Source organism: Salipiger sp. ABF4_146 (assembly GCF_056161345.1).
Genome location: NZ_JBSWYX010000018.1, coordinates 64,662 through 90,204, shown reverse-complemented (window position 1 = coordinate 90,204; position 25,543 = coordinate 64,662). Strand labels below are relative to the sequence as shown.

The 25,543-nt window shown below is 56.7% G+C and carries 22 protein-coding genes; 8 read left to right on the top strand and 14 right to left on the bottom strand.

What is annotated here, in order from left to right; genetic code table 11:
• Positions 1–266 precede the first annotated feature (266 nt).
• Positions 267–1,244 (bottom strand): hypothetical protein, encoded by a 978-nt coding sequence (locus ACXAJT_RS21465; protein WP_475238822.1) that lies wholly within the window; start codon positions 1,242–1,244, stop codon positions 267–269.
• A gap of 141 nt (positions 1,245–1,385) precedes the next feature.
• Here ACXAJT_RS21465 and ACXAJT_RS21460 point away from each other — a divergent pair, with 141 nt between their 5' ends.
• Positions 1,386–2,201 carry a hypothetical protein gene (locus ACXAJT_RS21460; RefSeq protein ID WP_475238819.1) on the top strand — a complete coding sequence of 272 codons (816 nt, stop codon included), beginning with the start codon at positions 1,386–1,388 and terminating at the stop codon, positions 2,199–2,201.
• Positions 2,202–2,296: 95 nt separating this feature from the next.
• Here the strand turns inward: ACXAJT_RS21460 and ACXAJT_RS21455 are convergent, their stop codons facing one another.
• Together ACXAJT_RS21455 and ACXAJT_RS21450 are read right to left on the bottom strand one after the other, a co-directional pair.
• Complete coding sequence (locus ACXAJT_RS21455; RefSeq protein ID WP_475238817.1) at positions 2,297–3,160, bottom strand: hypothetical protein; 864 nt, start codon at positions 3,158–3,160, stop codon at positions 2,297–2,299.
• Positions 3,084–3,890: a hypothetical protein gene (locus ACXAJT_RS21450; protein WP_475238814.1), complete on the bottom strand. Its 807-nt coding sequence runs from the start codon at positions 3,888–3,890 to the stop codon at positions 3,084–3,086. The genes ACXAJT_RS21455 and ACXAJT_RS21450 overlap by 77 nt, the downstream gene beginning before the upstream one ends.
• Positions 3,891–4,329: 439 nt before the next feature.
• Between ACXAJT_RS21450 and ACXAJT_RS21445 the strand changes: the two genes are divergently transcribed.
• Positions 4,330–4,932 carry a hypothetical protein gene (locus tag ACXAJT_RS21445; RefSeq protein WP_475238812.1) on the top strand — a complete coding sequence of 201 codons (603 nt, stop codon included), beginning with the start codon at positions 4,330–4,332 and terminating at the stop codon, positions 4,930–4,932.
• 606 nt (positions 4,933–5,538) lie between these two features.
• Here the strand turns inward: ACXAJT_RS21445 and ACXAJT_RS21440 are convergent.
• The 7 genes from ACXAJT_RS21440 to ACXAJT_RS21410 form a co-directional block, all read right to left on the bottom strand.
• On the bottom strand, positions 5,539–6,609 hold the full coding sequence (locus ACXAJT_RS21440; RefSeq protein WP_475238810.1) for a ParB/RepB/Spo0J family partition protein: 1,071 nt from the start codon (positions 6,607–6,609) through the stop codon (positions 5,539–5,541).
• Positions 6,606–7,982, bottom strand: a complete 1,377-nt coding sequence (locus ACXAJT_RS21435) for a ParA family protein (RefSeq protein ID WP_475238808.1) — start codon at positions 7,980–7,982, stop codon at positions 6,606–6,608. The genes ACXAJT_RS21440 and ACXAJT_RS21435 overlap by 4 nt, the downstream gene beginning before the upstream one ends.
• A 213-nt stretch (positions 7,983–8,195) precedes the next feature.
• Positions 8,196–9,833 carry a DNA topoisomerase gene (locus ACXAJT_RS21430; RefSeq protein WP_475238806.1) on the bottom strand — a complete coding sequence of 546 codons (1,638 nt, stop codon included), beginning with the start codon at positions 9,831–9,833 and terminating at the stop codon, positions 8,196–8,198.
• A gap of 8 nt (positions 9,834–9,841) precedes the next feature.
• Positions 9,842–10,969, bottom strand: coding sequence for a hypothetical protein (locus ACXAJT_RS21425; protein ID WP_475238803.1), 1,128 nt, complete (start codon positions 10,967–10,969; stop codon positions 9,842–9,844).
• Positions 10,970–10,991: 22 nt separating this feature from the next.
• A complete protein-coding gene (locus ACXAJT_RS21420) occupies positions 10,992–12,287 on the bottom strand; it encodes a hypothetical protein (protein ID WP_475238799.1) in 1,296 nt (431 codons plus the stop codon).
• A 12-nt stretch (positions 12,288–12,299) separates the two neighbouring features.
• Positions 12,300–13,073 carry a hypothetical protein gene (locus ACXAJT_RS21415; protein ID WP_475238796.1) on the bottom strand — a complete coding sequence of 258 codons (774 nt, stop codon included), beginning with the start codon at positions 13,071–13,073 and terminating at the stop codon, positions 12,300–12,302.
• Positions 13,074–13,145: 72 nt separating this feature from the next.
• Positions 13,146–13,631: a hypothetical protein gene (locus ACXAJT_RS21410; RefSeq protein ID WP_475238793.1), complete on the bottom strand. Its 486-nt coding sequence runs from the start codon at positions 13,629–13,631 to the stop codon at positions 13,146–13,148.
• A gap of 381 nt (positions 13,632–14,012) precedes the next feature.
• Here ACXAJT_RS21410 and ACXAJT_RS21405 point away from each other — a divergent pair, with 381 nt between their 5' ends.
• Entirely contained in the window at positions 14,013–14,525 is a 513-nt protein-coding gene (locus ACXAJT_RS21405) for a DUF2312 domain-containing protein (protein WP_475238790.1), read from the top strand.
• On the opposite strand, the gene ACXAJT_RS21400 is transcribed toward ACXAJT_RS21405, so the two are convergent.
• A complete protein-coding gene (locus tag ACXAJT_RS21400; RefSeq protein WP_475238788.1) occupies positions 14,526–14,939 on the bottom strand; it encodes a hypothetical protein in 414 nt (137 codons plus the stop codon).
• Between the two features lie 146 nt (positions 14,940–15,085).
• On the opposite strand from ACXAJT_RS21400, the gene ACXAJT_RS21395 reads away from it, so the two are divergent.
• The 4 genes from ACXAJT_RS21395 to ACXAJT_RS21380 all read left to right on the top strand — a co-directional run bounded on the left by ACXAJT_RS21395 (position 15,086) and on the right by ACXAJT_RS21380 (position 20,830).
• A complete protein-coding gene (locus ACXAJT_RS21395; protein ID WP_475238786.1) occupies positions 15,086–16,162 on the top strand; it encodes a hypothetical protein in 1,077 nt (358 codons plus the stop codon).
• Positions 16,163–16,253: 91 nt separating this feature from the next.
• Positions 16,254–17,099 (top strand): prepilin peptidase, encoded by an 846-nt coding sequence (locus ACXAJT_RS21390; RefSeq protein WP_475238784.1) that lies wholly within the window; start codon positions 16,254–16,256, stop codon positions 17,097–17,099.
• A gap of 281 nt (positions 17,100–17,380) precedes the next feature.
• Positions 17,381–20,203: an AAA family ATPase gene (locus tag ACXAJT_RS21385; RefSeq protein ID WP_475238781.1), complete on the top strand. Its 2,823-nt coding sequence runs from the start codon at positions 17,381–17,383 to the stop codon at positions 20,201–20,203.
• A gap of 6 nt (positions 20,204–20,209) precedes the next feature.
• Positions 20,210–20,830, top strand: a complete 621-nt coding sequence (locus ACXAJT_RS21380) for a 3'-5' exonuclease (RefSeq protein WP_475238778.1) — start codon at positions 20,210–20,212, stop codon at positions 20,828–20,830.
• A gap of 15 nt (positions 20,831–20,845) precedes the next feature.
• Here ACXAJT_RS21380 and ACXAJT_RS21375 read toward each other — a convergent pair whose 3' ends face one another.
• The 3 genes from ACXAJT_RS21375 to ACXAJT_RS21365 all read right to left on the bottom strand — a co-directional run bounded on the left by ACXAJT_RS21375 (position 20,846) and on the right by ACXAJT_RS21365 (position 22,258).
• Complete coding sequence (locus tag ACXAJT_RS21375) at positions 20,846–21,211, bottom strand: hypothetical protein (RefSeq protein ID WP_475238776.1); 366 nt, start codon at positions 21,209–21,211, stop codon at positions 20,846–20,848.
• 92 nt (positions 21,212–21,303) lie between these two features.
• A complete protein-coding gene (locus tag ACXAJT_RS21370; RefSeq protein ID WP_475238773.1) occupies positions 21,304–21,885 on the bottom strand; it encodes an MASE1 domain-containing protein in 582 nt (193 codons plus the stop codon).
• Between the two features lie 55 nt (positions 21,886–21,940).
• Positions 21,941–22,258, bottom strand: coding sequence for a hypothetical protein (locus tag ACXAJT_RS21365; RefSeq protein WP_475238770.1), 318 nt, complete (start codon positions 22,256–22,258; stop codon positions 21,941–21,943).
• A 237-nt stretch (positions 22,259–22,495) separates the two neighbouring features.
• Between ACXAJT_RS21365 and ACXAJT_RS21360 the strand changes: the two genes are divergently transcribed.
• Entirely contained in the window at positions 22,496–25,540 is a 3,045-nt protein-coding gene (locus ACXAJT_RS21360; RefSeq protein ID WP_475238767.1) for an ATP-binding protein, read from the top strand.
• Positions 25,541–25,543 lie beyond the last annotated feature (3 nt).

Below are 25,543 nucleotides of genomic sequence, written 5' to 3'. Positions count from 1 at the left end.
TCTTGTAGGTCGGCTTCGGAGGTCTGCTCATGCTGCCCGGCTAGCATGCTGGATTCACGAGATGAATCCCCTAGATTTGCGCAACAACGCCAGCACGCGAAGTCGGGTCTTTCGGAAGCGCTATCTTCGGCATCTGCGTACCGATCGAAAGCACTGGCGAAAGCACAGCAAGACATGGAACTCCGGGCCGAACGAGAGAGGCTTGAGGACGACGAAAGAGACCCGTTCGCACCCGGAGCAATGCGGTAGGAGATGCCCTGCCGGACCTAGTCCTTCTTGATCGCTGCGCGCAGAAGGCCGAAGCCTGCGGGAAGGCCAAGAGCCACGGCCAGGCAGAATGCGGTGGCGCGCTCATCGAATTCACCCGAAGCGAGATCGGGGACGCCGAGTTTCCACATCGCGACGCAGCTCAGGATGGTGCCGACAATCAGTGCCGAAAGAGTGGCGCCTTGTTTGGAGATCTTTGACAGCACGAGCGCGACAACCATACCGATGCTGATGCCAGCCATCTGTGATTGGAACTCGGAGACGCGGCTTGCAAGCTCATTGGCCGCAAGGTACCCGCCAGCCAGCCCCCACGAATGCGGCATAAGCTTGAACTGCAGTGTACCCAGCCCTTCGAGGACGGAGGGGCGCTCTTTCGCCTCTTTGGATTCCTTCTTCGGGGCCCGCAGGGTGGCCGCCTCCTGGGACGCACGTGCACTTGCATGCATTTGCGCGACAAGACCGCTTGTTTCGTGCCGGGGGTCCCATTGTTCCTGAGGAATGATCTCGTCAAAGCCATGCCGGGCGGCAGGATCGTCATCGAAGTCGGGATATTCTTCCGTATGCTCATCCTCCTCGTCTTCGGGAAGGTCGACCCGCTGTTCAGGTTCAAGCATCAAGGGGCGTGTCGGGGCTTCGATCACCTCTGGGTCTTCAGAAGCGGCAGATGCGACCTCTCTCTGAGGGTGTTCGGTGTCGGCAATAGCCTCTGACACTACCTCATCTGAAGGTTCGTCAGCTTCGGTTTCTTGGACCACTCCTTTTGGCTTCCAATCAGGTTCCCAGTCCTTGCGGTCTCGCACAGCGCTTTGGCTGTTCGCGAAGCCTTCGGTGACCCGGTAGTCCTGTTCGATCTGCTTGATCAGCGTGGCCGACAACTTCTCGATGTCAGCCAGCGATAGTGTTTCAATATTCTTCTCGATTGCGTCTTGCCGCTGCTCCTCTGGGAGCTGCAAGATCTGGTCCGCGCTCAAGCTCATGAAAATGTCCTGTCTCTCAAACTGTGGCCCTTATCCTATTTTGCGTGGCGCGGGTCAACAATTCTTGGTTAAAGGATTGGTGGTTTAAAGATAGGGCAAGTACCGGACGCACTTATCCTTCATGATATGGAGGTTCAGCGTATGGCAATGGTAGATTTCGGCACGGTCCAGGTTTACGAAATGGATGACCTTGTTGAGGTAGTGTTCCCCTACGACCGAGACTTCACCGCGTTCATGAAAAAGCTCAAGGGGCGCTGGGCGCCACAAAGAAGAGCGTGGCAGATCAAGCCGAAATTCGCTCGCGCTAGCTCGTCAGAGCTGGTTTCGAAGATCGGCGAGCAGCTCAAGGCGCAAGCGCCGAAATCCTGGGAGCACAACATGGAGGTCCTACGCAAGCATGGCTGCGTAATGCAGAAATTCGAAGTGTTCGCTGGTCTCGGAGGGCTACGCTTGAAGATGCCACTCGGACACCCTTGCCACCACCATCTGAAGAAGATCGACCGGCTAAGCAACGTGCGAGAAGCGTGGTATATTCCCGCTGCGAAATTTTCAGAGAAATCCATTCAGGAGGCGGTTGCGCGGGTTATTCAGGATGACCAGAAATCCTACACTGCTGCTTTCGATGCCGCTGAGGAACGCTGCATCGTGGGGAAGGTCAAAGTCGGCGCGGATGAACTCGAGGCCTTTGGGTTGAAGAAGGAGGCCTATGTGGCTGTCCAGGGCGGCTTCCTGAAAACTGCAGATCCCCAGATGGCGTCAACGGGCGCAAAGGAAGTGGCCTTCGAAGTGCTGAGCCTGCGCCGTCAGGATGATGATACGCTGAAGGTCAAGCTCGAGTACGTCGAGCCTCAGGACGGCTACGCACATCTAAGTGGACGGGCGTTTGCCGAGAACAAGCTGCAGGCTTTGGGACCTCAGCATATTGCAGATGCCGATTGGGTGCAGAAGAGGTCGTAGTCGCGGGCTGTTACCGTGGTAACAGCCCGACGTCTCACATTGAGAACCGGCGATCTCTTGCACCAGGAGCTCTGTCTTCTTCTTCCAGCGACACGTCATGCTCCATCTGATGTATGCGCGCCAAGGGCCTCGTAGGTTTCCTCTCCGGTTTCCCACAGAAGCTGGTCGCGCTGTGCTTCTCTCTCATGAGCAATCTTGTCCCAGACATGCGAGAGAGTGAGGGCGGATTCAAAATCAGCGTATCTCAACGACCGTTTTTTCAGGAGATCGGTGCTTCCTGCGGTAAACTCGAGCGGGTGCGTTGGCCTGTTAGCCTTCTTCCCCCTTAGAAGGTCCGCCCTCACGGAACCGCGGCGGATGATCTCACCACCAACAGCCTCGATGGCGGCCTTCTCTTTGCTTTCTCGATCCTCGATCTTTCCAAGCTCGATATCGATGTTGTCAGGTGTTCGGGCGCGCGCGAGAGACTTGATCGCAGCGTTAGGATCCACCGGATCGATCCGGTCATACGACAGACACAGGTGTTCGAGGACTTCTGAAATTCGTTTCTGATGGTCGTCGAGGCTCGTGCGGACGAAGGTGTAGGCGTCAGCTCGGTCGGACTGGATGCGATAGGGCGTGAAGCCCTGAGATTTCGCACCGGTCAGCTTGCCATCTTTGAAGCTGAAGCCGGCGAAGTTCATCTCAGCCATTGCATGATTGCGATCCGCGAAGAGCTCGGGACACACTTTTACCAGGTAGTCGGGGTGAATGATGCCACTGCAGCGACGAACGGCGTCCCAGAAGAAGGACTTTTTGGTCACGATGTCATCCATGTGGATAAGATCATCGATGACCAGGTTTTCCGGAATGACAGAACTCATAGCAAACCAGATCGGGGCCTCACCCTGCCGGTATACAGGGCGAAGGCGACCGCAAAACTGTAGAAGCTCTTCCTCGCGATACTGGCGTTGGATCATGCGCCCCCAGGTCCCCGGGTGCTTGGGAGTTGGGATCACGCTCAGCAAGCTCCGCAAGATCTTCCTCCTCGATATCAATATCTTCGGTCGGCTGCGCGTCGTTTGCAGGTTTTATGAAGGGCAGCCCTTTGGAGACTTCGCTTGGAGGAAGACTAAAGTTGGACGTTTCGGACTTGCTGGACTTCCGGCGACGGCTCAGATTGACGACATTTCCCTTGTCCGGAGAATTGTCCTCATAGTCCTCCATGAAGTCCTCGCCGATAATCGCTTCCTCCGTGAGGTACTCGGTCGGTTCCTCTTCAGGGGCCGTTTCCTCGACTGAGCTTACGACTGGGGGCGTGTCCGGGGTGGCCGCTTCAGATACCGGCTCGTCAGCTGGAGCAGTCTCGTTCAGCGGCGAAGCCTTGTCCGCCCTCTTTCGCGCGCCAAAGCGCTTTTTCCTGCGCTTGCGCGCAGCGGCATCCGGAGCATCGGGATCAGTTTCAGGATCCGGGGCTTCATCGACCTCTGGAAGGATATCGTTCTCAGTAATGGGAACAGACGCTTCATCGGTATCAGTGGGCAGATCGGCTGCAGGTTTCCGGCGGGACCCAAGCTTTTTGCGCCGCTTTTTCGGCGGTCCGTCCGGGTCGCCTTCCGCCTCGGCTTTCATCGCATCGAGGTCGTCAACGCCTGGATCGAAGTCGGTGGTGTATTCCGCGCCCTGGTTTTCAGTGTCGATGTCGTCCATGTGTCCGGTCTCTTTATGCTTATTCCTCGAACTGGATGTTTTCGAAGACTTGAATTTTACCACTCTTCCGGACTTGAGTGATGATTACCTCGTTGTCCGGATTGATGCGCGCGTAGACGGGACCAAGGTCTGGGAGCGGTAGGCGGAACTGTACTCTGACCTGCTCATCTTGAATGATCTCGACCCAGCCCTCGGTCTTTCTGATAGCGACGGGACGCTTAGACGAGAGGCCTGCGTAGTCGACGGCGATGAGGAATGAGGACGGCGTTGTCCTCGGCAACACGGATGTCTGCGTAGTCGAGTGGTTTCAGGTTATCCTTATCCATTGCCAATCTATCCTTTTAGATGTAGGTGTTGGTCTTCAGGTTGCGATGAAATATAAGGATAGAGTTACCACGTGACGAGCGGAGGGCATTTGCCAGATGAGGTGCGGGAGGCTATGCCCGAAGACACTCTGGACGCCGTCATGGTTGATGCCTCGGCGCGTATCCGCTGTGGTGAGGATGTCCGGACCGCACTCTGGCGATCAGTTCGGTATCATTGGGAGGCGGAGCTATTTGAGGACTTTGAAGTGGATCGGACCCACGGGGACTTCGCATGGCCGCTGGTTATGAGCGCGTGCGAAGACGACTTGGATCGGGTCACGCTGGCTCTGGCGCATGCAAAGGCTCTCGCGGTGTCCGCTGTTACGGTGGTAACAGAGAGCTCGACTGAGGATTTTTGGGGGCTGTTGGATGTCCCCTGCCCTGAAGATTGCTGTATTTATTGTGGTCTGGCCTTGTCTTACGAGCCGGTAGCCGAAGGCGATCCAAGTGTTCACGCCCGTTGTCAGCCCGCGATGGAAACTCTGAAAAGCGCCATTCTCGAGAGTGCATCAAGGCTTGAGCGAGAGAATGAGGGTGTGTCGCAGGCAATCGACGAGAGCCGTGACGACGTCCACGAGCCCGAAGAAACGGTTGAGCACGTTCTAGTCGGCGTCGAGAGCCTGCTCTCTGATTTCGAGGGAGAGCTATACACCGAGCAAGTGGAGCCGTCTGTGTGAGTTGCAGCTGTTACCGTGGTAACAGAGCCGGGCGATCGGTCGACCGGGATGAAATGCCTCTAGGTCTGATTTTGAGGGACCGTTCAGCCTCTAAGTTACGGTCAGGATGTGCATCGTCAGGATCTTGTCCCCGGATGAGGCGAAGGTAGAGCAACGAACTCTATCAGGCAGAAAGCGATTTGTTACTGTGGTAACAGCCCAGGTTTGCTCTCACGGCCGGTAGGTTCTGTTGGGCGGGGCCCCTCTGAGGAGGCTTCGGCAGTGCTGTTACCGTGGTAACAGGAGGGCTCACTCAAGAATTTTTTGCGGATCTGGAAGTGACGCACGACGGTCATGATTGTGCGGAGGAACATGTCTTCAGTCCTGTCACGGGTCTTTCCGGTGGACAACTTCCCGTGCGGCTGGCTGACCTTCATGCCTTACCCCCTTTTTAGCCAGCGAATGAAAAGAGGGGTAAGGCAGAACTCAGCTGTCGTGTCGGAAGGTAACCTTCGTAGGGACTGGGGCTTCGATGTGCAATGAGCCCGGCTGTTACCACGGTAATAGATGAAAAAAGAGCCCCGGTACAACCGAGGCTCTTTGGCATTTAGGTATGGTGATGCGAGTTTAGTCGAGAGCGTCTCGCAGGATGTCCTCAATCGCCGCGCCGATCTTTTGCAGGGTTTCGTCGGAAATTTTTCCGCCGCGGATCTTCAAGTCGGCGCCTGTTTTGAGACTGTCCATGTGGCATTGGTAGCCAGCAAACCGCCGCGTCTGACGGATCGGAGCAGCCGATATAGAACGCGAACGCTGGTCTTTGACTTCGCGAGTATCCTGCTCTTGGCCGATCTCAATGTCATCGTGCGCGAGTGCAGTCGGTGCGTCTTCTGCTGTTACTGCGGTAACAGCTTCTACAGGCTCTCCGCTTGTGAGCTGCGGCAGAAGCTTGCGAAGGGCAGTGTGTGTGAGGTCGCGGCCCTGGTTCGGAAGCGCATTGATCTCGGTTTCCAACGAAAGAACCTTGAGACCGTTCACAACGTACTGGCGGTTCACTCCGAGTTCCTTCGCGATGGTTTCGCCGGAAACCCCTTCGGTCCGCTGCTGCATTTCCTTGGCAAGCCCGCCAACTGAACGCAAGAAGTCGATCGGCGTCAGGTCCTGGCGCATCGAGTTCTCGAAAAAACGCTTGCGGAGGTCATCATAGAGCTCGCCGGCATTCAAGAACGCAACGACTTTTATCCCAAGCCGACGGCAGGCTTCGATCCGACGACGGCCAGCCTGAACCAAGAACTGGACGTCCTCATCGTCTTGGATGTCGCGGACTTCGTATCTGCCGGCACGTGGAACCCAGTTCGGATCGCTGACACGCAGCTCAACGGGCGTCATCTGGCCTTCTTTTTGGATGTTGTATGCCAGAGCCTCAATCTCCGGGTCGTTTAGCCAGTCGTGCGAGCGGTCGGTTCCGACTTCATCTTCGATGAGGGATACGGGGACCTCAACCGTTTGTTGGCGCGAGAAAATTTGGTCGAGTGTCTTTCGGCGGATAGCGTTCATCCGCATAGCATCGTGCTGTCCCGACGGCTGCTCATGGAGGTTCGACGCCTCAGCCTCTTGATGCTGCAGAGGCGCTGTTTCGGCGTCGGCTGTTACCGCGGTAACAGGTGCTGCCGTCGGTTTCTTGCGGGAAAGTTTGCTCATGCTGCCTGCTCCTCGTCGTCGTCAGCCCAAAGCTCAGCTTCGACAATCTCTTGGAAACCCCTGCCGGGTTGGTTCGGATACACGCGCTTAAACAGCGCATCATTGACCGCGTTCACGTATTTGATGAAACGTTGCTGAGCAACACGACCGCCGGGAGTAGGGGTCCACTCGTAGTTGCTCTTGTACTCTTTGGCTGCGTTAGGCACCGCGACGCTTCTGATCGCGTAGAGAGGCAGGAAGTCGGTCGGAGCACGCTCGATCAGTTCTGCGAACTGTTCACGGTCAGTACTATTAGTCTCGTCGACGTTTGTTACCAGGACACTATGCGTCCCCTGGCCGAGTTCGAGGTTGGGGTCGAGCTCCATGTGGGTGTCGATGATGCTCCGAACACTCTCTACGTAGACGCTGAGAGAGTTCAGATCGAAGCCGCGGGAGCCGATGACCACAGCAAGGTTGGTCGCTGCGATAATGCCGTTCATCTGTGTCGTCGTCAGCGAGGGCTGCTGGTCGATAATGATGATATCAACCGTCTCGTTGAGAGCTTCTTGGTACCGCTCGTTGTCAAAGCTTCCATCTGCACGGCGCAGATCGCTCGGCTGGGTTTTGGACGGGTACCCCGCGCTCCAACGCTCGATCGCGTCCTTTAAGATGAAGTCGAGGCGGCGACGGTTGTCGGCCTTGAGGCTCAAGTTGTAGAGGACGAGGTCTCCGCGCTGGATTTCAGGTCCACCTGGAATGATGCGAATGCCGGGCCAAGGAGTAGGCTGCCACATGGCATTCAGCTTATCGGCCGGCTCATCGACAACGTCATTGGAGCCATAGTCGCGAACGCCCATAAAGCTCGCAACGGTGCCGTCCTTTCGGTCGAAGACTTCGAGCTGTTGGTTCGCATAGTAGAGCGTCGTGGTTGCCTGAGGGTCGGTATCCATGATCCCGACCCGCATGCCGTAGTAGAGGCTAAGGTACTGTGCGAAGTGCGATGCCGAGATTGATTTTCCGCTGCCACCCTTGAGGCTGGAAAAGCATACAACCGGGATGGGAGAAGTGTCCCCGGGGTCGCGCCAGAAAAGGTGGTTCTTCCGTGCTCTCGGAGCGCTGGAGAGCATCGCGCGGACTTTCATGACGTCCTCGATGTCGAAGCGCTTTTCGCGCCCGATCTTATCGACCTGCGGGAAATCAGCGTCTGCTGCGCTTGCTCTCGTGATCGTGGCGGGATCGACGTCGAGGAGTTCTGCGACTTCCTTAAGAGAGAACTTGCGCTCCACGCGTCGATTTACGGTGTCGTCCCGCCGGCCAACGCTGTCGATGCTTCTCAGCATCGCGCTCAAACGACGGAAAAAGCTCGGCATCTGCCCGATAGCCGTGTGTTTCATCTCGTTGTCCTTGATAGCTGCTCTATGCTTTGGGTTTTTTGTGTTTTGACCCAAAATGGCCTGCATTGAATCAAAATATCAAGAGAATTCAGCGATTAGACCAAAGATGTCTGAGGCTTGAGCGCTAGGTTGCCTATTCGCAACGATCTAGAGGCCAATCGTCGGTTGATCGGAGCGGCTGTTACCATGGTAACAGCCGCCAAGGTCGAAGCTCTAACTCGCGAGTTTTTGGTCGCGATCGTTTGTGGGCGGCTCATCGTTCTGCTCCACCCGTGCGATGACAGAAGCGTAAGGGTCCTCTGGTGTCTGGGGTTCGGGCTCGAGATCGCGGCCCATTGCTGCAGAGAGACCTTCCGGTAGGGAGGTCGAGATCTTCTCTGCAAGAATGCTCCAGGGTTCCCGTTCTGCATCCTCCATCATACCCGGCAGGACATGCTCGCAGGCGTTCTCGATGAGATTTGAGAGCTTTGGGTTGAGAAGCTCATCCGGTGACGCAGCCGCCCAAGCTTGGCCCTTTTCCGTCAGCTGCAGGTTCTCATCACAGAGCTCTCGATCGATGAAGTTCTCAATATGGTTCGCCCATGTGCTTGGACGGCCAAGGCCAAGGGCGACAGCCTTCTCGAGCAAGACGGTGTCCGGCATGCGTTGGGTCGTCGAGCTTTCCTGAAATGTCTTTTCCCCCGGAAAGCGCGGTCCGACTTCACGCGTCCAGTTCCGGCCGGCAACGAATTTGGCGACCTTGTCGTCAAAGCCGCTCCGTCTAATGAAGGTCTCGATCTCGCCTGAACGGGCGATCTGCCGCTCGCGGGGGAGGGAAGAGCGCACCATGTTGCGAGCGACCATCGTTCTCACGCCGTGATCGTCACCGAGCTTACGGGGATCTTTGGAAACATCGACGTCGCCGATAGGGTAGGGGGCATCGTGCACATCCTCATTGCCTTTCTCAGCGATGCGCGTTGCCTTCCCTCGGAAGCCCGACTTCTTGATCATTCTCTCGAGCCGGCGTTGAGCTCCTTTGCTGACACCTTTCGAGTTGGATCGTGGGTAAGACATCTGGCCTGTCTCATACATGTTCTGCAGGCTTTTGGATGTCTCTTTGGGTGTCATGCCCAAGTCATCGCCTGCGCGCACCATGATCTCCCCCATGTGCATGGCATCTCCAGGGGCAGACTTGCTTCCCTTCATGTCGATCGCTGGAAAGCTGAGCGCGGTGAGCTTGTCGGCGATCTCCGCGGTAACCGTCTTGTTGGTGTCGAACTCAGTCGTCCACGGAGCATCCCCATCCTTGGCCGGCGCCACCAATCTCACTCGGGTCGTGCTGATCTGGTCACCGTACTTGGAGAGCATGCCAAGCAGACCGGTCGAGACACGACCTACGCCCACACCGTCCTTGCTGAAAGTGTGACCTATCATCCTGTCGATGATCGCGCGGGTCCGGCCGGGAACGGCGTCGGATTTTCGGACTGGGTAGACGTCCGTCAGGCTCGCTTCGACCGACTCCTTGTCCATACCCTTCAGCTTCACTCTGAAAATGTCCGGAGTGATGTCTTTGAGGAGTTCGTGGACATCCCACGCGATCACATCGCCTTCGGCATCGGCGTCCGTTGCGACATAGATCGTCTCAGCCTCGCGAGCTGCCTTTCGCAGATACCAGATTGTCTTGTCTCGGCGCGCGGCACGCTTGTGATCGGAAAACGTCTTGTCGATGCCGAGATTGCTGAGATCGTTTGGCATCTCATAAAGGTGCCCGCTCGTGGCCTGTACGGCGGCATCGTGCCCGAGCGATTTCAGGATGTGTTCAAACGCCCGGATTTTCCCGGGCGCTTCGATGACGAACAGAGACTTTGGCATCAGCGAACTCAGTTCTGAAGGGCTTCGAGTTGTTGGCGCTCGATGGAGACAGACTCGTTGACCGCGGCCAGGGTTGCGGCTTGCAGGACGTTCAGTTGGTCGACTTTCTGAGCCATCTCGTTGTTCTGCCGGGCCATCCACCCAAGTGTCATAGCCACGCGATCAAGCAGGTGGACCTCTGTATATTGGTCTCCTTCAGGATCAATCTCCGACAACCATTCCTGAGAGCGAATTTGGTTCACCATGGCCGGGCTCACACCGACTTCTTGCAGCTCTGCCGTGGAGTAGCCCGCGATATTTTCAGCGCTCTTGAGCATGTCCCCGACGATGGAGTCTTCTGCTACGCTTTGAGGCGTGCGGTCGACGCAGTAGTCCATCATCACCTTCTCAGTCAGAGATCTCCGTGACTGCGATGTCGCGATGTTACGCTGGGAAACCGCGGAGTCGACCGTCTCGATCGAGGACGTGTTGGCCAAGCCCTCTCCTCCGAGGCCCACGGTATTCATGACGAGGCTCTCGCATCCGGAGACTTGTTCGGGGGTCGCGTAGTTGATGCTCGAAAAGATCGAGCTGCCGGCCACCATGCCATACTTCTGCGGGTCCTTCTGAGATTGCATGGCGTTTTCCATTTCAGCTTTCTCGGTAACGGACGAATACGTCCGAGGTTGTCCAGCCGACCCCACCGGGGTTCCCAGGTTCCAAGACGCAAGCTGCTCGAGCGTCGCCAGAGTTTGTTGTCGACGGCGTTCCGTTGGACGGTTCGAGACGGAGTCCCGAATGGCTCTGGTCGTGATCTTGCACTTCAATTCGGTGACGCCCGAGTTCCGAGCCGCCTCGAAGGTCACCTTCTCGATCTCCCGCTGACGTTGCCGTTCGTCCATCAGCTGGTTCATGTTGGAGTGCGCGGCAAGTTGCTCTTTAAGGTTACTAGTCAGCTGACCGACCCCGAGGACTATGTCTGAACCGACATTTGCCATTTCGGCGACCATGTTCGACCCTATCTGTTCAACGGTTCCGTCGCGCGCGACATCAGAAGGAATGCCACTCCCTCCAAGTGCTAAGGCTACTCCAGGTGAGCATGCCAAAGAGGCCACAAGTGCGCCGGAAATCGCGTATGTTCTGATTTTTTTGGTCATCTGAAAATCCTGAAATCTGAAATCACTGTTGGACGAAGAGCGCGTCGAAGCCGCCTTCTGATGGCTGATTGATCGATGACGAACCGCCCTCTGAGGAAATACCCCCGTAGCTGGCGCCGGTGTTGTAGCTGCCGGTGTTACCATCGTTCAGGCCGACGTTGATGCCCGCGCTTCTTGGGTTGTACGCGGTATTGATCGAGCCGAAGTTCCCGAGCGGGCCCATGGAGGGGCCGATTGCGTCTGCTTCGCCGGCAACCATTTGCATAGCGTCGGTGACCTGTCCGGTCTGTTCGGAGATCATGCCATTGACCTGGCCACACGCCATCTCCATTGCTTGCTGTGCGAGGTCCGAAAGAGAGGGGACCGAGAAGAGAACGTCCATGCCGCCCGTGAAGGCGAAGTCGATGCAGGACATCTCGCCGAACGGCTGTTGAAGTTGGCTGAAACCCATTGCGTCGTCTTGAGCGGCGGCCCGTACGCCTTGAACGTAGTCCTGAGACTTCTGTTGGAGTGCTTCTGCGATAGCAGGGTCGCATTGGACGAGGAATTCCATAGCGTCGCCAGAGCCCGGAACGTAGGTGCCATCGATAATGGCAGATATGTCGGTGCCCTCGAACTCTTCCATTCGGTTCATGAGGTAGTTCTGCATCTGACCAGCGCCAGCAGACAATGCGGCCTGTTGCTCTTCCGGGCTGAGTTCAGAAAAGTCTTCCGGGAGAAAGCCGTTGGAGCGAAGCGCAGCTTCGAGGTTCCCGATATTCATAAGGCTTTCTTGAGTAAATCCACCTTCGGCCCATGTGTTCATGGCTCCGGGGCCTAAAAACCAGGCACCACCCAAGAGGCCGGTCTCGTTGATCTGTCCTCCGACGCCAGATTTCGCCGTAGAACTAAGTTCGTTCCACATGCTGTTTGCTAGATCGACAGCAGCTTGGTCTTGAACGACCCTTCCAGCCGGGGAGTCTAGAAGATCTTGGTATGAGGATACCCCCATTGACTGTGCTTTGTCAGTGAAGACTGCTTGATCCCAATCATCAGCACCGGGCTCCACATAACCAAGGTTTTGCCAGTTCTCGATAATGATCTGGTATTTCCCAGCCGCAGTTGAGCCTTTGCCGATACCACTTCCAATGGGGTCATTCGGCCCTGAACCATGATCAGCACCGTAGCCATCATTGGGCCAGCCTCGGCTTTCCTGTCCGCCAGTTTTCTCGAACCACTCCATAGGGGCAACCGGAGCAGCGAAAGCTGGTATCGCGCTCGACGCCGTCAGGGAAAACGCCGAAACAGCGGCAATCAGTTGTCTGCTTTGAAATCTCATGGGCAAAACCTCTTATTTTCCCGGCGCGGCCAGGGACATGAATGTCTGTTTGTGTGAGTAAGTTTGCCCGTCGAAAGCATAGGACGAGAAACCGTAGCGGCCGAAGGTGTAAAGTTCGTCTCCAGAGAGGCCGAGTTGGCCGGCGTAGGACAGGAAATCACCGATCTTGTTGCCGTCACTGTCGTAGACCAGGACAGGGCATACGTTGGTGCCTGTGCAGTCGGGAATAATCCGGGAACGGACGATACTCTCGTCTTTCCCATTGCCGGTGAGGTCGGCGAGTTCACGCGTCACCTTGCTGAGTTTGCGAATATCGGGATCGGAGCGCTCGGAGCGCGAAAGCGCGTTGGAAGGGCTGCTGATGGATTCAATTCTTGCGAAGTCGGTAGGGGAGGGCTCGTAGGCGCCATTCATCCAAGACCACTGAACGTTGTGATCTTGATAGAGGGTGCGGGCGCCTTGCTGCTTTTCAGAGCCGACTGCCAGTGTCGCGCTGCGGGTCTCCAGGATCTCCTGCCAACGAGACCCACCGTAGTAGAGGAGGGAGATGTCGCATCGATCTTGTTGGCACGCTTCATCGAATCTGACTGCGATCTCAGCGTTCCCGTCGTCGTTGATGTCGACGATGGCGGTGGACATCGCCTGGGCGCGCCCAAACTTGGATTGCGCGACCCCAAGCGCGCCGCCATTGTCTCCTGCATTGAATTTGAGCGCTGTCATAGACTGGGCCCCGGCTGAGGTGGCCAGAAGGGCGAGCGCTGAAGCGACCAGAAATTTGTTCTTCATTTCGTCTATCCTTTTGTTTCGATATATGCGCACGCAGCTCACTTGTGGGCTAAGGCGCTCAAATTTTGTTCATTAAGACGGCGGCCCGGACGGCGGGGCGGGAGCGTCCTCCTGGTCGAGAGCCGCGTCGTTGAGAGCTGACAAAGCGATGCTGTCGAGGTTTTGTGCAGTGAAGGTACGGGCCGCGACCGCCTCGGAGAAGGCTTTGATATCCTCGATGAAAAGGACCTGAGACGCCGACTGGGAGGTTGTTCCGTCTTCCCCCTCTTGGGGGTCCTCGGTGATTTCTTTGAAGGTCTTCACCTGGTAGGGGAATGTCTTTCCACTCAGCGACGCCAGAAGACGAATTCGCCCGATCCGGCCCAGCTTGGTGAGCGCTTCGGTGGACTCGTCAAAGAATTCCTTGAGCTCGACAATCTCAAGCTCGGCGAGTTCCTCCGAGAATGCCTTGAGAACCACGTCATCAGGGTCGGGAAAGTCGCTTTCAATGGCCTTCTGGAAGTCGCTGGGCAGCTTTGAGTACCACAGTCTCAGCTTGTCGATGTCGAGCGAGATCATCTTTCTTTCACCTGCCGTCACAATTCTCAACAGACGTTGGTTTGCAACGTAAACAAGGATTGAAAGAGAAGAGGACGACATGGCTACACGCGTATTTCCTGGCAGAGTGACAGGCGGGCTCGACCCGGAGAAATTTGTCGGAGACGAAGACATGCATGGCATCGAAGGTACGGTTCTGTCTCAGACGCTGGCACCTGCGGAGCCAACATTGCAGAATGTGGATACCCTGGACCACACTATGGAGCCTGATATGGCTCCGGCGCCCGGCACGACGCCCACACCTGCGCCTGGCATGGGCTAACATCGAAAGCAAGAATAGGTGTTGATTGCATCTATTCTTGCTGCTACTAGCTCTATCCACGATAATTAAAGGATAGAGCTTTGAGCGACGAGCAAGAGACCATTGATAATCCGTCCCAGCTGGAGAGTTTCATCGAGCGTATCGAACGCCTTGAACAGGAAAAGGCTGAAATCGCTGCGGATGAGAAGGCGGTAAAGGACGAGGCCAAAGGCATGGGCTTTGAGCCCAAGGTCATCACCGCAGTTCTGCAAATCCGTAAGAAACCCCAAGATGAGCAGGACGAGTTCAACACCCTGTTGGACACCTACCTGCTGGCGCTGAACATGGAAACGCCGGATCGCATGGGAGATGCTGGTGAAATCGAAGGGGAAGGATCGGACCTCTCCGGGTTCATCGAGCGCCTCGAAAACCTCGCTGAGCAGAAAAAAGAGATCGCCGATCAGGTCAAAGAGGTGAAGGACGAGGCCAAGGGCGTCGGCTTCGACCCCAAAATCATCAATGCGGTCTTGAAAATCCGGAAGAAGGGCGAAGCCGAGATGACCGAGTTCGAGATGAAGGTCGAAACCTATCTCGCTGCGGTCGGCCGCAACTGATCACTCTATCATCTGCTCCCAGTTGTTTTTCATCTGGAGCGCAACGGACAGGAAGGGGCTCTTCTCGAAGACGGGGAGGGCCCCTTTACCGTTCTTTACCCTCTTGAGATCTAGCTTGTGTGGTTTGGTCTCTAGCCAGGCGTCGAAGAGACCGGTGGTGAATGGGATCCACATCCTGAGCGGCACCGGATCGGGGGCAATGCTATCGACGGGGCGAATGTCCTTCGATGCGAGGGCGATCCAGTCTCGCGCTTGATGGCCGGCGATGATGCCTGCGCTTGCCCACTCGATCGACTTGATCGCCTTGGCGTCGTGGATGCCGACACCGAGTACCGGCGTTCTCTGAGGCTCCTCAACCCCAATGGCAAAGCGTGCAGCTGCATCGTCGGTCAGGTAGAGGTCCTTCCTGGCCATTTTCGCCATCCCTCGTTTGTTGAGGTACGCGTACCAAATCAGGAAGGGGTGTTCGTGTCTGGGCTCTCTCACGGTGGCTGCCTTTCAATTTTAAGCACCAGTTACCCTTGGAAAATATATCGCGGGTAAACTGCTCGGAGGCCCACATGGCACGCATCGTACCCGCCAAACCCAAAGTGAAATCACCGCACGCAGTTGAGGCGGTTACCAAACTGCAGTCAGAAATCGGCGACGAGGTGATCATTTTTCAGAACCTTCCTGCGCCAGAATGGATGCTCGCGCTTGCGCCGGGTAAACTGCCGGTCTTCATTGCGGCACTCCCTGACGTGCAATCGGTCGATTTGGATGCACAGGAAATCGCCTCGACTGTTGGCGCGCTCGAGATCCCCGATCTGATGGCGACAGCGATTGAGTACGGCTCGCGAATGTCGCTTGGGGATGCGGGTATCGTGATCCTATCTCTCTCGCCCGCTGCTCGGAGGACGCTTCCACGTAGCACGGGGATCGTTGAGGCTGTGGTGACCTCCGATCTCTTCGAGGTGGGGCAGGCGATGAGCGTGCAGACCACAGCCATGACCGCTGACGCAGTCAACGCGCTGCTGCAAATGTCTTCGCCTGGAGCCTCGGCTTTCGTTCCGGGAACGGTGACGCAAGCTCAGATCGATTGGCGAGCAGGCCTTGTTGAGACCAACGAGGTTGTGCCTGTTACCACCGTAACAGCGCCTGCTCAGGTCTCGACCGAGAAGTTCAAGCTCAACGAAGGCTCGCCCAAGCGTGTCGAGAACCTCGAGACGATGGTTGGCTCAGTGATCTTCAATCTGGCCAAAGGGCGCCAAATCATTGCTGGGGAACTACCAGTTCAAGCTGAGTACGTCGCGGACAAGGCGAAGCTGCTACCGGTTCTGTTGGTGGCCGCTTCTGAAAAGTGGTCTCCAGTCGTTGCGAAGGCCGGGACCGGTGGGTTCGACGTCAGGCTCACTCGCGATGAGACGTCGCTCGTCGGATACCGGGTGTCTGATGTCCTCGCTTCTTCTCCATACCTTCTCTATATGCCCCTCGCACGCGTTGCGCGCGCTGCGGATAGAGGTCAAAACATGGACTTTACGAGCCTTCTTTCGATCTTCGACCGTTGGCTGTCGAAGCATGATCTCGGGCGCCTCCATCAGCACAGCGTGACAATCAGGATCGCGACGGAGCAACACCTGAGCAGTCAAGACGGATAGCGGTTACCGCGGTAACAGGTCCTTCGAGAGCGCAGAAATCTGGAATTAAAGCGCCATGAGTACGGTCCCCCAAACAGTTGGGTATCGTACCATGCAAATATTCTCTGAAGTCGCGCAGAACTTCCTTCTGGTGCACGAGACGTTCCCCTGGGTGATAGCGGTCCTTTTGGCCTGGGTCGGGATGATCCTTGCGTCATTTGGTGGTGTCTTGATCGACAGGCTTCCACATCAGCTGGCGTGGCTGGAAGACGCCGACGTCAGGGTGTCGATCCTCTCGGGAAGATCGCACTGCAACAGTTGCGGCAAAACGCTGAACTTCATTCAGCTCACTCCGGTCTTGGGCTGGCTTTCTACGAGTGGACGCTGCCCGGCTTGTGGCTACCGTGTGCCGTGGTTTTACCCGATCTCAGAGTATGTCGTCGGATTTTGGTTCGCAGTCATCTACCTGCTGGTCGAAGACCTACATATGGCGTTCTCACTGATGGCATTCGTTTGGGCGGGTTTCGTCATTTCAGTACTGGACCTCCGCCATTACTGGATCCCCGCGGTCATCACCACGCCGATGCTGTGGCTCGGTTTGCTCGCGAGCCCCTTTGAGCCAGAGGTCATGCAGCGGGTTATTGGCGCCGCTGCAGCCGGCATGATCATCTGGGGTGCGGTTGCGGTTGTGGCAGTGATCCAGCGCAAACCGATGCTGGAACTCTGGTCAGGAGGGGACGTCGCGTTCCTGATGATGGCTGGCGCCTGGCTGGGGCCTGAGCAAATGGTGGTCTTCGTACTGGTGGCGACCGTTCTTTTCCTAGTCCATGAGAGAACCGTATTTCTAAGGACGGGAGGGCGCGAGGTCCCCTTTGGCCCAACGTTGACAGCTGCACTCCTTCTGATCGCAGCCTCTCAGGCGCTGGGCCTTAATGCTTGGGAAAGCTGGGTGACCTGAAGACTCTGAAATATTCACACGAAGCCAGAGCAAAACCGAGCGTAGCAGGGGATACGCGCCCAGTGACAAACTACCAATAACGCGCTCAGGCTTCGTGCTGGGCGCGTTATTGCGTCCTGGGTATCGAGAGTCGACGCGCAGAAGCTGTGCGCCAATAAGCGGCTACTGGCAGAGCGCTGGTTTGTTGCCGCCGCCCGCGTTCCTTGCAGTCTGTCAAATATCTACCCCTCGAATAGGGATGGGCGAGTGCGCGCATCGAGCCAGCCCAGAAGGATAAAGACATGGCCGCAATGCGTGGCGTAATTGGCAAGATACTCAAGCAAGGCGACGGGCCACGGGCACGGAGTTTTGCTGTCGCGATCTATGAGAAGACGGGTGGAGACCTGACGGAAGTCAAAATTGGCGGCCGGCTCGGCAGTCTGCGCGAAGGCGATTTTTTCTCGGCTGAAGGCGACTGGAGGAGCAACGAATACAAAGGTAAAACTCAATACGTCTTCAACGCCTCTAGCATGAGGCCAGACCTGCCCAAGACGAAAGCGGGTACTGTGGCCTGGCTGAGAGCCATTCTGCCCTCTTCGGAAACCGGCTTGGACCTGGAGGGCCTCCGCCGGGCGGTTAAGTCCGATGACGCCATTGAAGGCATCCTGAACGATCCGACCGGCCTGATTGAACAGTCGAGGTCGCCCGAAAAGTATGGCGATCGTATTCGATCCCTGCTGAGCAAGCGCACGTCCTCCAAACAAGCGACCGATCTCATGCAGTCGGCCAAGCTGGACAAGCGAGCAATCAACAGCGTGCTCTCTGCCTTCAAGGGGGCGGCTTACCAGACCATCAAGGAAAATCCCTACGACATTATGTCCGTTCCGGCGATCCAGTTCGAGAGTGCCGATAGGCTTGGGAAGCACCTTGGGGTGTCGAAATCTGACAATCGCCGGATCCTCGGGGCGGTAAGTGAGTTCCTACGTCAGGCTGAAAACGCAGGGTCCTCCGCGATCATGCTCAATGATGCGGTTAGAAAGGTTGCTGACTGGTTTAACTTGGAGGAGGAGCCGGTCAAAGACGCGATCATGAGCGGCCTTAAGAAGCCAGGGCCGGGCTCCATTTTGCCCCTCCAAATCCCTGGTCAGCCAGACGTTCACCTCATGTCGGAAGCCTGCTACCGCGCCGAGGTTGCGGCATCTTCATGCCTTCTGGAAATGCTGGAGAACGGCCGCAAGAACGATCCAGACGCGGTCGCCGCGGCTGCAGAGGAGGTATTTGAGGGAACCAAGCTCGATGAGCACCAAAGAAAGGCAGTGAAGATCGCGGCCACACATCCGGTGTCGATCATCACCGGTGGACCCGGAACGGGGAAGTCGACGATCCTTGAAAAGCTGATCGAGGTGTCCAAGCGCGTCGAAGACTGCGACATCATTGTTACCGCGCCGACAGGGAAGGCTGCCAAACGTGCTGAAGAGGTCACCGGCGATACGGGGCAAACCCTGCAGATGCTTCTGGGACAGCAGTACAACGAAGAGAATGGCGCCACCGAGTTTAAGTACAATCGACAGAACCCCTTGCCGGCCAAGTCTGTTGTCGTCGTGGATGAGGTGTCCATGATGGACAACACTCTCCTCGCGGCACTCTTCGCAGCCATGCCGCCAGACGGTCGCATCATTCTTCAGGGCGACCAGTTTCAGTTGGCCTCAGTCGGTGTCGGTCGGGTCTTGGCGGACCTGATGGAGATGAACATTGACGGTAAATCTCTGGTGCCAATCGGCGAGTTGATAAACACATATCGACAAGACCCTGAGTCAAAGATCACCGATGACGCGAAGAAGATCAACGCGGGTGAGATCCCTAACGTCGACAATACGCTCAGAGGCGGTGTCCGGTTCAAGGAGTGCTCGAGCCGCGACATCACGGACGAGGTCGTGTCGATGATCCGGCATCAATTCGTGGCCAAGGGGATCAACCCAACCAGAGATATCGCAGTTATTGCGCCCCAGGCCCCCGGTTACGGCGGTACCTGGGAGATCAACCAAGCCCTTTCGAAAGAGCTCAACCCGGATGGGGAGAGTATCCCTGGGATCGAGCGCGGACGCTACGATGATGAACGTATGCCTCTGCCACGCGTCGGAGATCGGGTGATGCTCACCGAAAATGATCACGACAACCACGTGATGAACGGGGACATCGGCTTTATCAAAGGACATCGCGAGGACCCTGAGCGGAAAGGGGGTCACCTTATGGAGGTCGAGTACGACGACGGCCGCATCGTGGAAATGCGGACGACGAAGTGGCGCGATGTCATGCTCGCCTACGCGATCACCTGTCACAAATCCCAGGGTAGCCAGTATCCGATCGTCATCATGCCATTCTCTGAAATGCACGAGGGCATGGCGGACCGGTCCTTGGTCTACACCGGTTGGACACGTGCGAAAAACATGGTGGTTGGACTGGGGAGCAAAGAGACGTTCGGGAAGTTCATCACATCCACGAAGTCGCAAGACCGCTATACGGCCATGCGGGCCATGACAGAATACATGGCCTTCCAAAGAGATATGAAGCCTCTCGGAGAAGCGCGAGAGGCCTTACCGCTGCCGACTCCGATCAAGATCGACCGAATGATGTCGAGGCTGAAGACGCCTGAGAAGGCGGTGGTTGCAGGCCCAAAGAAGCGCCTCCTGTCTTCCTTGGCCAAACCAGTTGCGACAGCCAAATCTGAGCCGGATGAGGCAGCTTCGAAAGCTCCGACGTCGGTTTCCAGGGCAAAGCCTGTCGTGTCCCCGCGCCGACCAATGGTGCCACGTCGCATGCCAGAAGGATCTTCGTCTGAAAGCTCTGAAAATGAGGTGCGTCCAACTTCGACTGTGAAGAGAGCAAAGCCTGTCGTGGCTGGCAGGCGCGCAATCGTCGCCAAGGCTGCAACCAAGCCGGAAGAGAAGGCCCAAGCCGATCGTGAGACACCACGAGCACAGACCAAGCCAGCACCAGCACCTCAGCCGAAGACTCCGGTTCAGAAGTCTCCGGCTCTGAAATTGCGTCCACGCCTCGCGCCACGAGCGAAACGAGAGGTTAACAAAGAAGAGGCACCTGTAGCGCAGCCAACTATGAAGCTGTGACCAAATTTGCTTAAACTTGCCTTCGATACTGAGACAACGGGTATCCCGTTCGAAAACCTTCCTTTGGATCACCCGGCACAGCCGCGGATGGTCCAGCTTGGTGCCGTACTGTGCGATGAGCAGGGCAGGGAGTTGCAGACGCTGAGTACTCTGATCAAGCCAGACGGGTGGCAGATCGACTACGACAGCGAGATCGTTCACGGCTGGACAACGGAAGACTGCGAGTTTTTAGGCGTGCCTGCCTCAGAAGCGATTTCAGAGTTTTCCCGAATGGTGGATGCGGCGGACATCGTTGCCGCACATCACATGGCCTTCGATCAGAAGATCCTGAAAATTGAGGGCATCCATGATCAGGGCATTCACTTGCCTCGCGCGGGAAGGCAAGTGTGTACGATGGATGCGTCTGCGCCCTTCGTAGGTGTTCGCTTCCGCAATGGCTATAAGAGGCCCTCGCTGGTGGAGGCCGTGAATACACTCACGAACAACCAGATCGCGGATGACGACCTGCACAATGCACTGGACGATGCCCGGTATTGCATGGGTGTTCTCGAGGCTCTCCTATCTCTGGGTGCTATTCCTTTAGCGGCCGCGGGGAGTAGCCCCGTTGAAGGCGATCACCAAGAATAGTTCCAGAGAGAATTCTTACTCAGCGGCGATTGAGAATGGCGCCCCGAGAGGATAGGGGGTTTTGTCCGTGACGTAGACGATGCGCATGCGCTCCATTTTCTCTCCGTGGACCTCAATATTTTCGATTGGCCCCTTTAAGAACAACCATGCTTTGAGGCCGAACATCTCGGCGCGGGCTAGAGATTGTTGGATGTCTTGTATGACCCTGGGGTTGACGGTGAACGCCTTTTGGAGGGTAGGGCCGCATTGAAGAGTGATTGTGGCAAGGTCGCCTAGCCGTGATGGCTGAAGAGATATCCTTTTTAGGGTGCCAATGTGCTCTGGCCACTCCGGAAACATGCCCTGCTTCGGGATCTTTGCCAAAGGTTCTATTTCGCTCATCGCTCCCGTGCTCCAACCGCCGCAAACTCAAAGACAACACCGAGCACGAACTGAAGCCAAAGGTTGAAGTCCGGCCTGGGTTTGGAGACCGCTTATCTGCCCTTGGACCTAGAGGTCAAGCGTATCCAGCGAAATACCAGCATGAGTACGAGGGTTGTGACGATAAGCCCGATGAGGTCACCGAGTGCATAGGTCGCCATGACAGCTGCGTTGTGGCCGCTCACTATTTCTGTGTGGAAGACCAGACTTTGGCCGATGGAGTTGATGACTGAAGCGATTGCTCCAACTGCCAGAAGTTTGGACCAGTGAATGCTCATCGATTGTCCTGCATAGTAGTTGCGCCCGAACAGTTTTGTCAGCTCGAAGGCGGCAAAAGCGGAGCTTACCCCAACGGCGATGGAAATCAGGATGATTGGGTCATTCGCGCGACTGAAGATGGGCTGCGTGAACAGAACTTCCGCGCAGAAGGCGCCGACACAAAGAGGAAGTAAAGCGGATTTATTCAAGAGCCATGTCGAGAGAACGCGAACGCCATGAGGTAAGTACACTAGGCTGGCGAAGCCCGTGATGTCGGGTAAGATCCGAGACTGAAGGGGAGTGATCAGCGAGGACGTCAATCCGTGAGCAAAGATATACGCGAAGGCTACGATAATGAATGTGCGGATGTAGGTCACAAGTGTACCTCAGGCTATTTGGGTGCCGCTGGCAGGGCTAGTGAGGTGTCTGGGCTCATGCCGCCGGCAGGTCGATGCCTATTAGATCTGACCGTACGATGTAAGCCTTTGCCTTGCTTTTTTCTGCGCGTTCCAAGAAGCCCAACGCCAACAGGCGTTTGACAGCGCGGTAAAACGTGGCTTGTGGGACTTCTTGGACAAGCGCTTGGTCGCGCAGGACATCTGAGGTCACGATTTCGCCGGTGTCGCCGGCGAGGCTGTGCGCCGCGAGAAGAATATCGCGTTCGGTTCTAGACAGATCATCCAAGCCGACATCTTGCTCTAGCGTGAGGAGCATCTCGCGAAGCTCCAGGATCGATTTCAACTTGTCCATTCGGTCTGCTCCTGTGAACTGGCCCAGTCTCAATGCGTGTTACAAGATTATCATAATGATAACCTATTGATGATTCCGCCGATGATGTGATAGGCGGGACTTGGCGGATCTTGAGTGGGGACGCCTCTCTGTTTCCAATGACGAACTACCCTCGGCGGCTCCGGCTGCCGGGGGGTATTAGCTGCTGTAGTTTCAGATGTCACCCCCCCGGGGCGCTACGGCGAAACGGAAAACCCCTTGTTCACCATCGCAGCGCATCTCTTGTTCAATAGAACGGAGAAAACGCCAATCATGGGCATCGCGACGATCAAGGCCGGGCTGGCATCGGCGTATAACAACCTCATGAAGAAGAACATGGACTCGTTCTTCTTCCTCGAAACGGGCATCTCTGGCACTCAGAATGTGGTCGCCGCTGACGGGTCTTTGCTGTCCATTGTGCGCATTGACGGTCTTAAGAAAATGGCCGGTGCCGAAGAGATGGTCGACGTCATCGACAAGATGAACCTGAAACTCTCCAGCTACTTTGATCAGTCGGGGCATGCCCTGCAGGTTTGGTTCTCGCGAGATCCAGACGCATCCCAAGACTTGGTTGCCACTTTGAACCACCCAGCTCGGGTCGTGGCCGACAAACTGAAAATTGATCTCGCGGACCTCTTCGATGAACGTGAGAGGCACCTCTCGAACTTCATCACCCAAGAGGGGTGCTACCTGGCGCTCTGGACGCGGCCCTCGGTCCTGACCAAGACCGAGCTCGAGAATATCAAACGAGAGAGCAAAAAGCCTGAAAAATGGCCGATGGCGATTAGCACGCAAGACCTCTTCCGAGCCTCCCGGCAGATGCTCACTCGACACGACAGCTTCGTGCAGTCGTTCATTGGTGACCTCAAGGAACTCTCCATTCGCGCCGCAGCCCTCGAAGCACACGACGCTCTGGTGGCCATCCGGTCTTCTCTTTACCCCGATCTCGTGGGGGCAGACTGGAGGCCAACCCTGCCAGGGGACAAGTTTGCAGTAAGGAGCCCAGAGTGGGCAAAGGGGGACGTTAGCCACCTTTTCGTGCCGCCTCTGAGGGACCAGTTGTTCTCTCGAGGTGGTGAGACCCTGTCCCCGAGGATCGTGCGCGTCGGTCGGTATAACTTCGCGTCCCTGGACATGACTGTGGGGCCGCAGGATGTGAGGCCATTTTCAGAGCTCCTCAACCGGATGGTCTCCGGCAAGGAATTCCCGTGGCGCGTGAGCTTTCTACTCGAAGGCAATGGGCTCTCAGGGGAGATGCAGCTCAAGTCGACCCTCGCGGCTGTGGTGGGCTTCTCAAGTTCTGAAAACCGCCAAATCCGTGAAGCCATCACCGCAATGCAGCAGATCAAGGATGCCGGCGACGAGGTGATCGTCAGGTACCGCGTCTCCTTTGCGACTTGGGCACCGGCTGATGATATTCAGCTTTTGGAGGAGAGGGTCTCCCAGCTTCAGAGGTCGGTCGAAAGCTGGGGCTACTGCGGAGTGTCCTCGAGCTCTGGTGATCCAATGGCATCCTTCATGTCGTCGGCACTGGGCGTGGATGTCGCGTCGACTGCAGCATCCGGGGCGCCGCCAATCCGTGATGCTCTCTACATGATGCCCTGGAACCGTGACGCCTCACCGTGGGAAAAGGGATCGGTCCTCTTTCGTACGGGCGATGGGCGCCCATGGCCGTATGAGCCCGGATCGTCCAAGCAGACCACGTTTATCGATTTGGTCTTTGCGCCGCCGGGGTACGCGAAGTCGGTGTTCTTGAACACGACAAACCTGGCTCTGTGCCTATCTCCGAGTGCGACGACATCCTCTTCTGGGACTCAGTTGCCGCGGATCGCTATTCTAGACGTAGGGCCGAGTTCCTCGGGTTTGATCTCGCTCATCAAGGAAGCTCTTCCTCCAAACAAGCGGCACCTGGCGCAATACAAGCGTCTGCGGATGGAGAGAAACCATGCGATCAACCCCTTTGACACCCAGCTCGGGTGTCGAACCCCGTTGCCTATGGAGCGCGCGTTTCTCGTCAACTTCTTGTCGATCCTCGGGACTCCGGTCGGTGACAAGACGCCTCCGAGCGGCCTGTCAGACCTGGCGAGCATGGTGGTGGACGAAGTCTATCAAGAGTTTAACGATAAGGAACGTCGCGGGCGACCGAAGAAGTATACTGAAGGCGAGGATTCAAAGGTCGACGAGACGCTGGCCAAGCACAACATCACCCTGAGTGAGGAGCCCTGTTGGTGGGAGGTCGTAGACCGTCTCTTTGAAGTGGGCGAGAACCACGCGGCGTCCTTGGCGCAGAGGTTTGCCGTGCCGCTTGTTGAAGACCTGAACGTCATTGTCCGGAAGCAGCAAATTCAGGATGTTTATGGGTCTGCGAGGACCGCGAATGGAGAGGCCCTGATCGACGTCTTTCAGAGGATGGTCTCTTCAGCCCTGACCGAATACCCCATTTTGACTATCCCAACACGGTTTGACATCGGCGACAGCCGCGTCGTCTCCCTCGATATTGATGAGGCGGCCCCCAAAGGCGGTGCGCCGGCCGAGAAGCAAACTGCGCTCGTCTACATGCTGGCCCGCTTCGTGCTGGCTCGAGACTTCTACCTGAACGAAGACGTTCTGCCGTCCATGCCGGAGCAATATCAGAAGCACCATGGAAGGAGGATCTCCGCGCTGCGCGAGATGCCGAAGAAGATCGTGATGGACGAGTTCCATAGGACGAAGAACACACCTCAGGTGCGCGATCAGGTCATGATTGATCTCAGGGAAGGTCGTAAGTGGGGTGTGCACATCGCCCTGGCCTCGCAGCTCCTGGATGACTTCGACGATGATATGGTGGATGTGGCTACCGGTGTATGGATCATGGGGGTCCAGACGGAGCGGGCGGCCAAGCAAGCCAGCAATGTGTTTGGCTTGTCGCCGGCCGCCAATCGGGTCTTGCGAACCCAGTTGAACGGTCCGGGGCCGAAGGGGGCCCCGTTCTTGGCTCTACTCAACATGAAGGACGGTTCCCACGAGCACATGCTCTACAACACCCTCGGACCGATGGAGCTGTGGGCATTCTCGACTGATCCCTCAGACGCCAGGGTGCGCAATCGTCTGTATACGCTGGTCGGCCCCCTCGAGGCACGTCGCCGCTTGGCGAAGCGTTTCCCAAGTGGGAGCGCGCTTCCTGAAATTGAACGCCGGAAGGCGCGTATTGCCGAGCAAGGCGTCAATGTCGAAGACGACAATGGCGTGATCGAAGACCTCGTACAGGAAATCGCCAAGGAATAGGAC

Excerpts from the sequence above, each read along its gene's own strand:
- ACXAJT_RS21465 (WP_475238822.1), bottom strand. The coding sequence starts at position 1,244 with ATGAGCTTGAGCGCGGACCAGATCTTGCAGCTCCCAGAGGAGCAGCGG.
- ACXAJT_RS21460 (WP_475238819.1), top strand. The coding sequence starts at position 1,386 with ATGGCAATGGTAGATTTCGGCACGGTCCAGGTTTACGAAATGGATGAC.
- ACXAJT_RS21455 (WP_475238817.1), bottom strand. The coding sequence starts at position 3,160 with ATGATCCAACGCCAGTATCGCGAGGAAGAGCTTCTACAGTTTTGCGGT.
- ACXAJT_RS21450 (WP_475238814.1), bottom strand. The coding sequence starts at position 3,890 with ATGGACGACATCGACACTGAAAACCAGGGCGCGGAATACACCACCGAC.
- ACXAJT_RS21445 (WP_475238812.1), top strand. The coding sequence starts at position 4,330 with ATGCCCGAAGACACTCTGGACGCCGTCATGGTTGATGCCTCGGCGCGT.
- ACXAJT_RS21440 (WP_475238810.1), bottom strand. The coding sequence starts at position 6,609 with ATGAGCAAACTTTCCCGCAAGAAACCGACGGCAGCACCTGTTACCGCG.
- ACXAJT_RS21435 (WP_475238808.1), bottom strand. The coding sequence starts at position 7,982 with ATGAAACACACGGCTATCGGGCAGATGCCGAGCTTTTTCCGTCGTTTG.
- ACXAJT_RS21430 (WP_475238806.1), bottom strand. The coding sequence starts at position 9,833 with ATGCCAAAGTCTCTGTTCGTCATCGAAGCGCCCGGGAAAATCCGGGCG.
- ACXAJT_RS21425 (WP_475238803.1), bottom strand. The coding sequence starts at position 10,969 with ATGACCAAAAAAATCAGAACATACGCGATTTCCGGCGCACTTGTGGCC.
- ACXAJT_RS21420 (WP_475238799.1), bottom strand. The coding sequence starts at position 12,287 with ATGAGATTTCAAAGCAGACAACTGATTGCCGCTGTTTCGGCGTTTTCC.
- ACXAJT_RS21415 (WP_475238796.1), bottom strand. The coding sequence starts at position 13,073 with ATGAAGAACAAATTTCTGGTCGCTTCAGCGCTCGCCCTTCTGGCCACC.
- ACXAJT_RS21410 (WP_475238793.1), bottom strand. The coding sequence starts at position 13,631 with ATGATCTCGCTCGACATCGACAAGCTGAGACTGTGGTACTCAAAGCTG.
- ACXAJT_RS21400 (WP_475238788.1), bottom strand. The coding sequence starts at position 14,939 with ATGGCCAGGAAGGACCTCTACCTGACCGACGATGCAGCTGCACGCTTT.
- ACXAJT_RS21395 (WP_475238786.1), top strand. The coding sequence starts at position 15,086 with ATGGCACGCATCGTACCCGCCAAACCCAAAGTGAAATCACCGCACGCA.
- ACXAJT_RS21390 (WP_475238784.1), top strand. The coding sequence starts at position 16,254 with ATGCAAATATTCTCTGAAGTCGCGCAGAACTTCCTTCTGGTGCACGAG.
- ACXAJT_RS21385 (WP_475238781.1), top strand. The coding sequence starts at position 17,381 with ATGGCCGCAATGCGTGGCGTAATTGGCAAGATACTCAAGCAAGGCGAC.
- ACXAJT_RS21375 (WP_475238776.1), bottom strand. The coding sequence starts at position 21,211 with ATGAGCGAAATAGAACCTTTGGCAAAGATCCCGAAGCAGGGCATGTTT.
- ACXAJT_RS21365 (WP_475238770.1), bottom strand. The coding sequence starts at position 22,258 with ATGGACAAGTTGAAATCGATCCTGGAGCTTCGCGAGATGCTCCTCACG.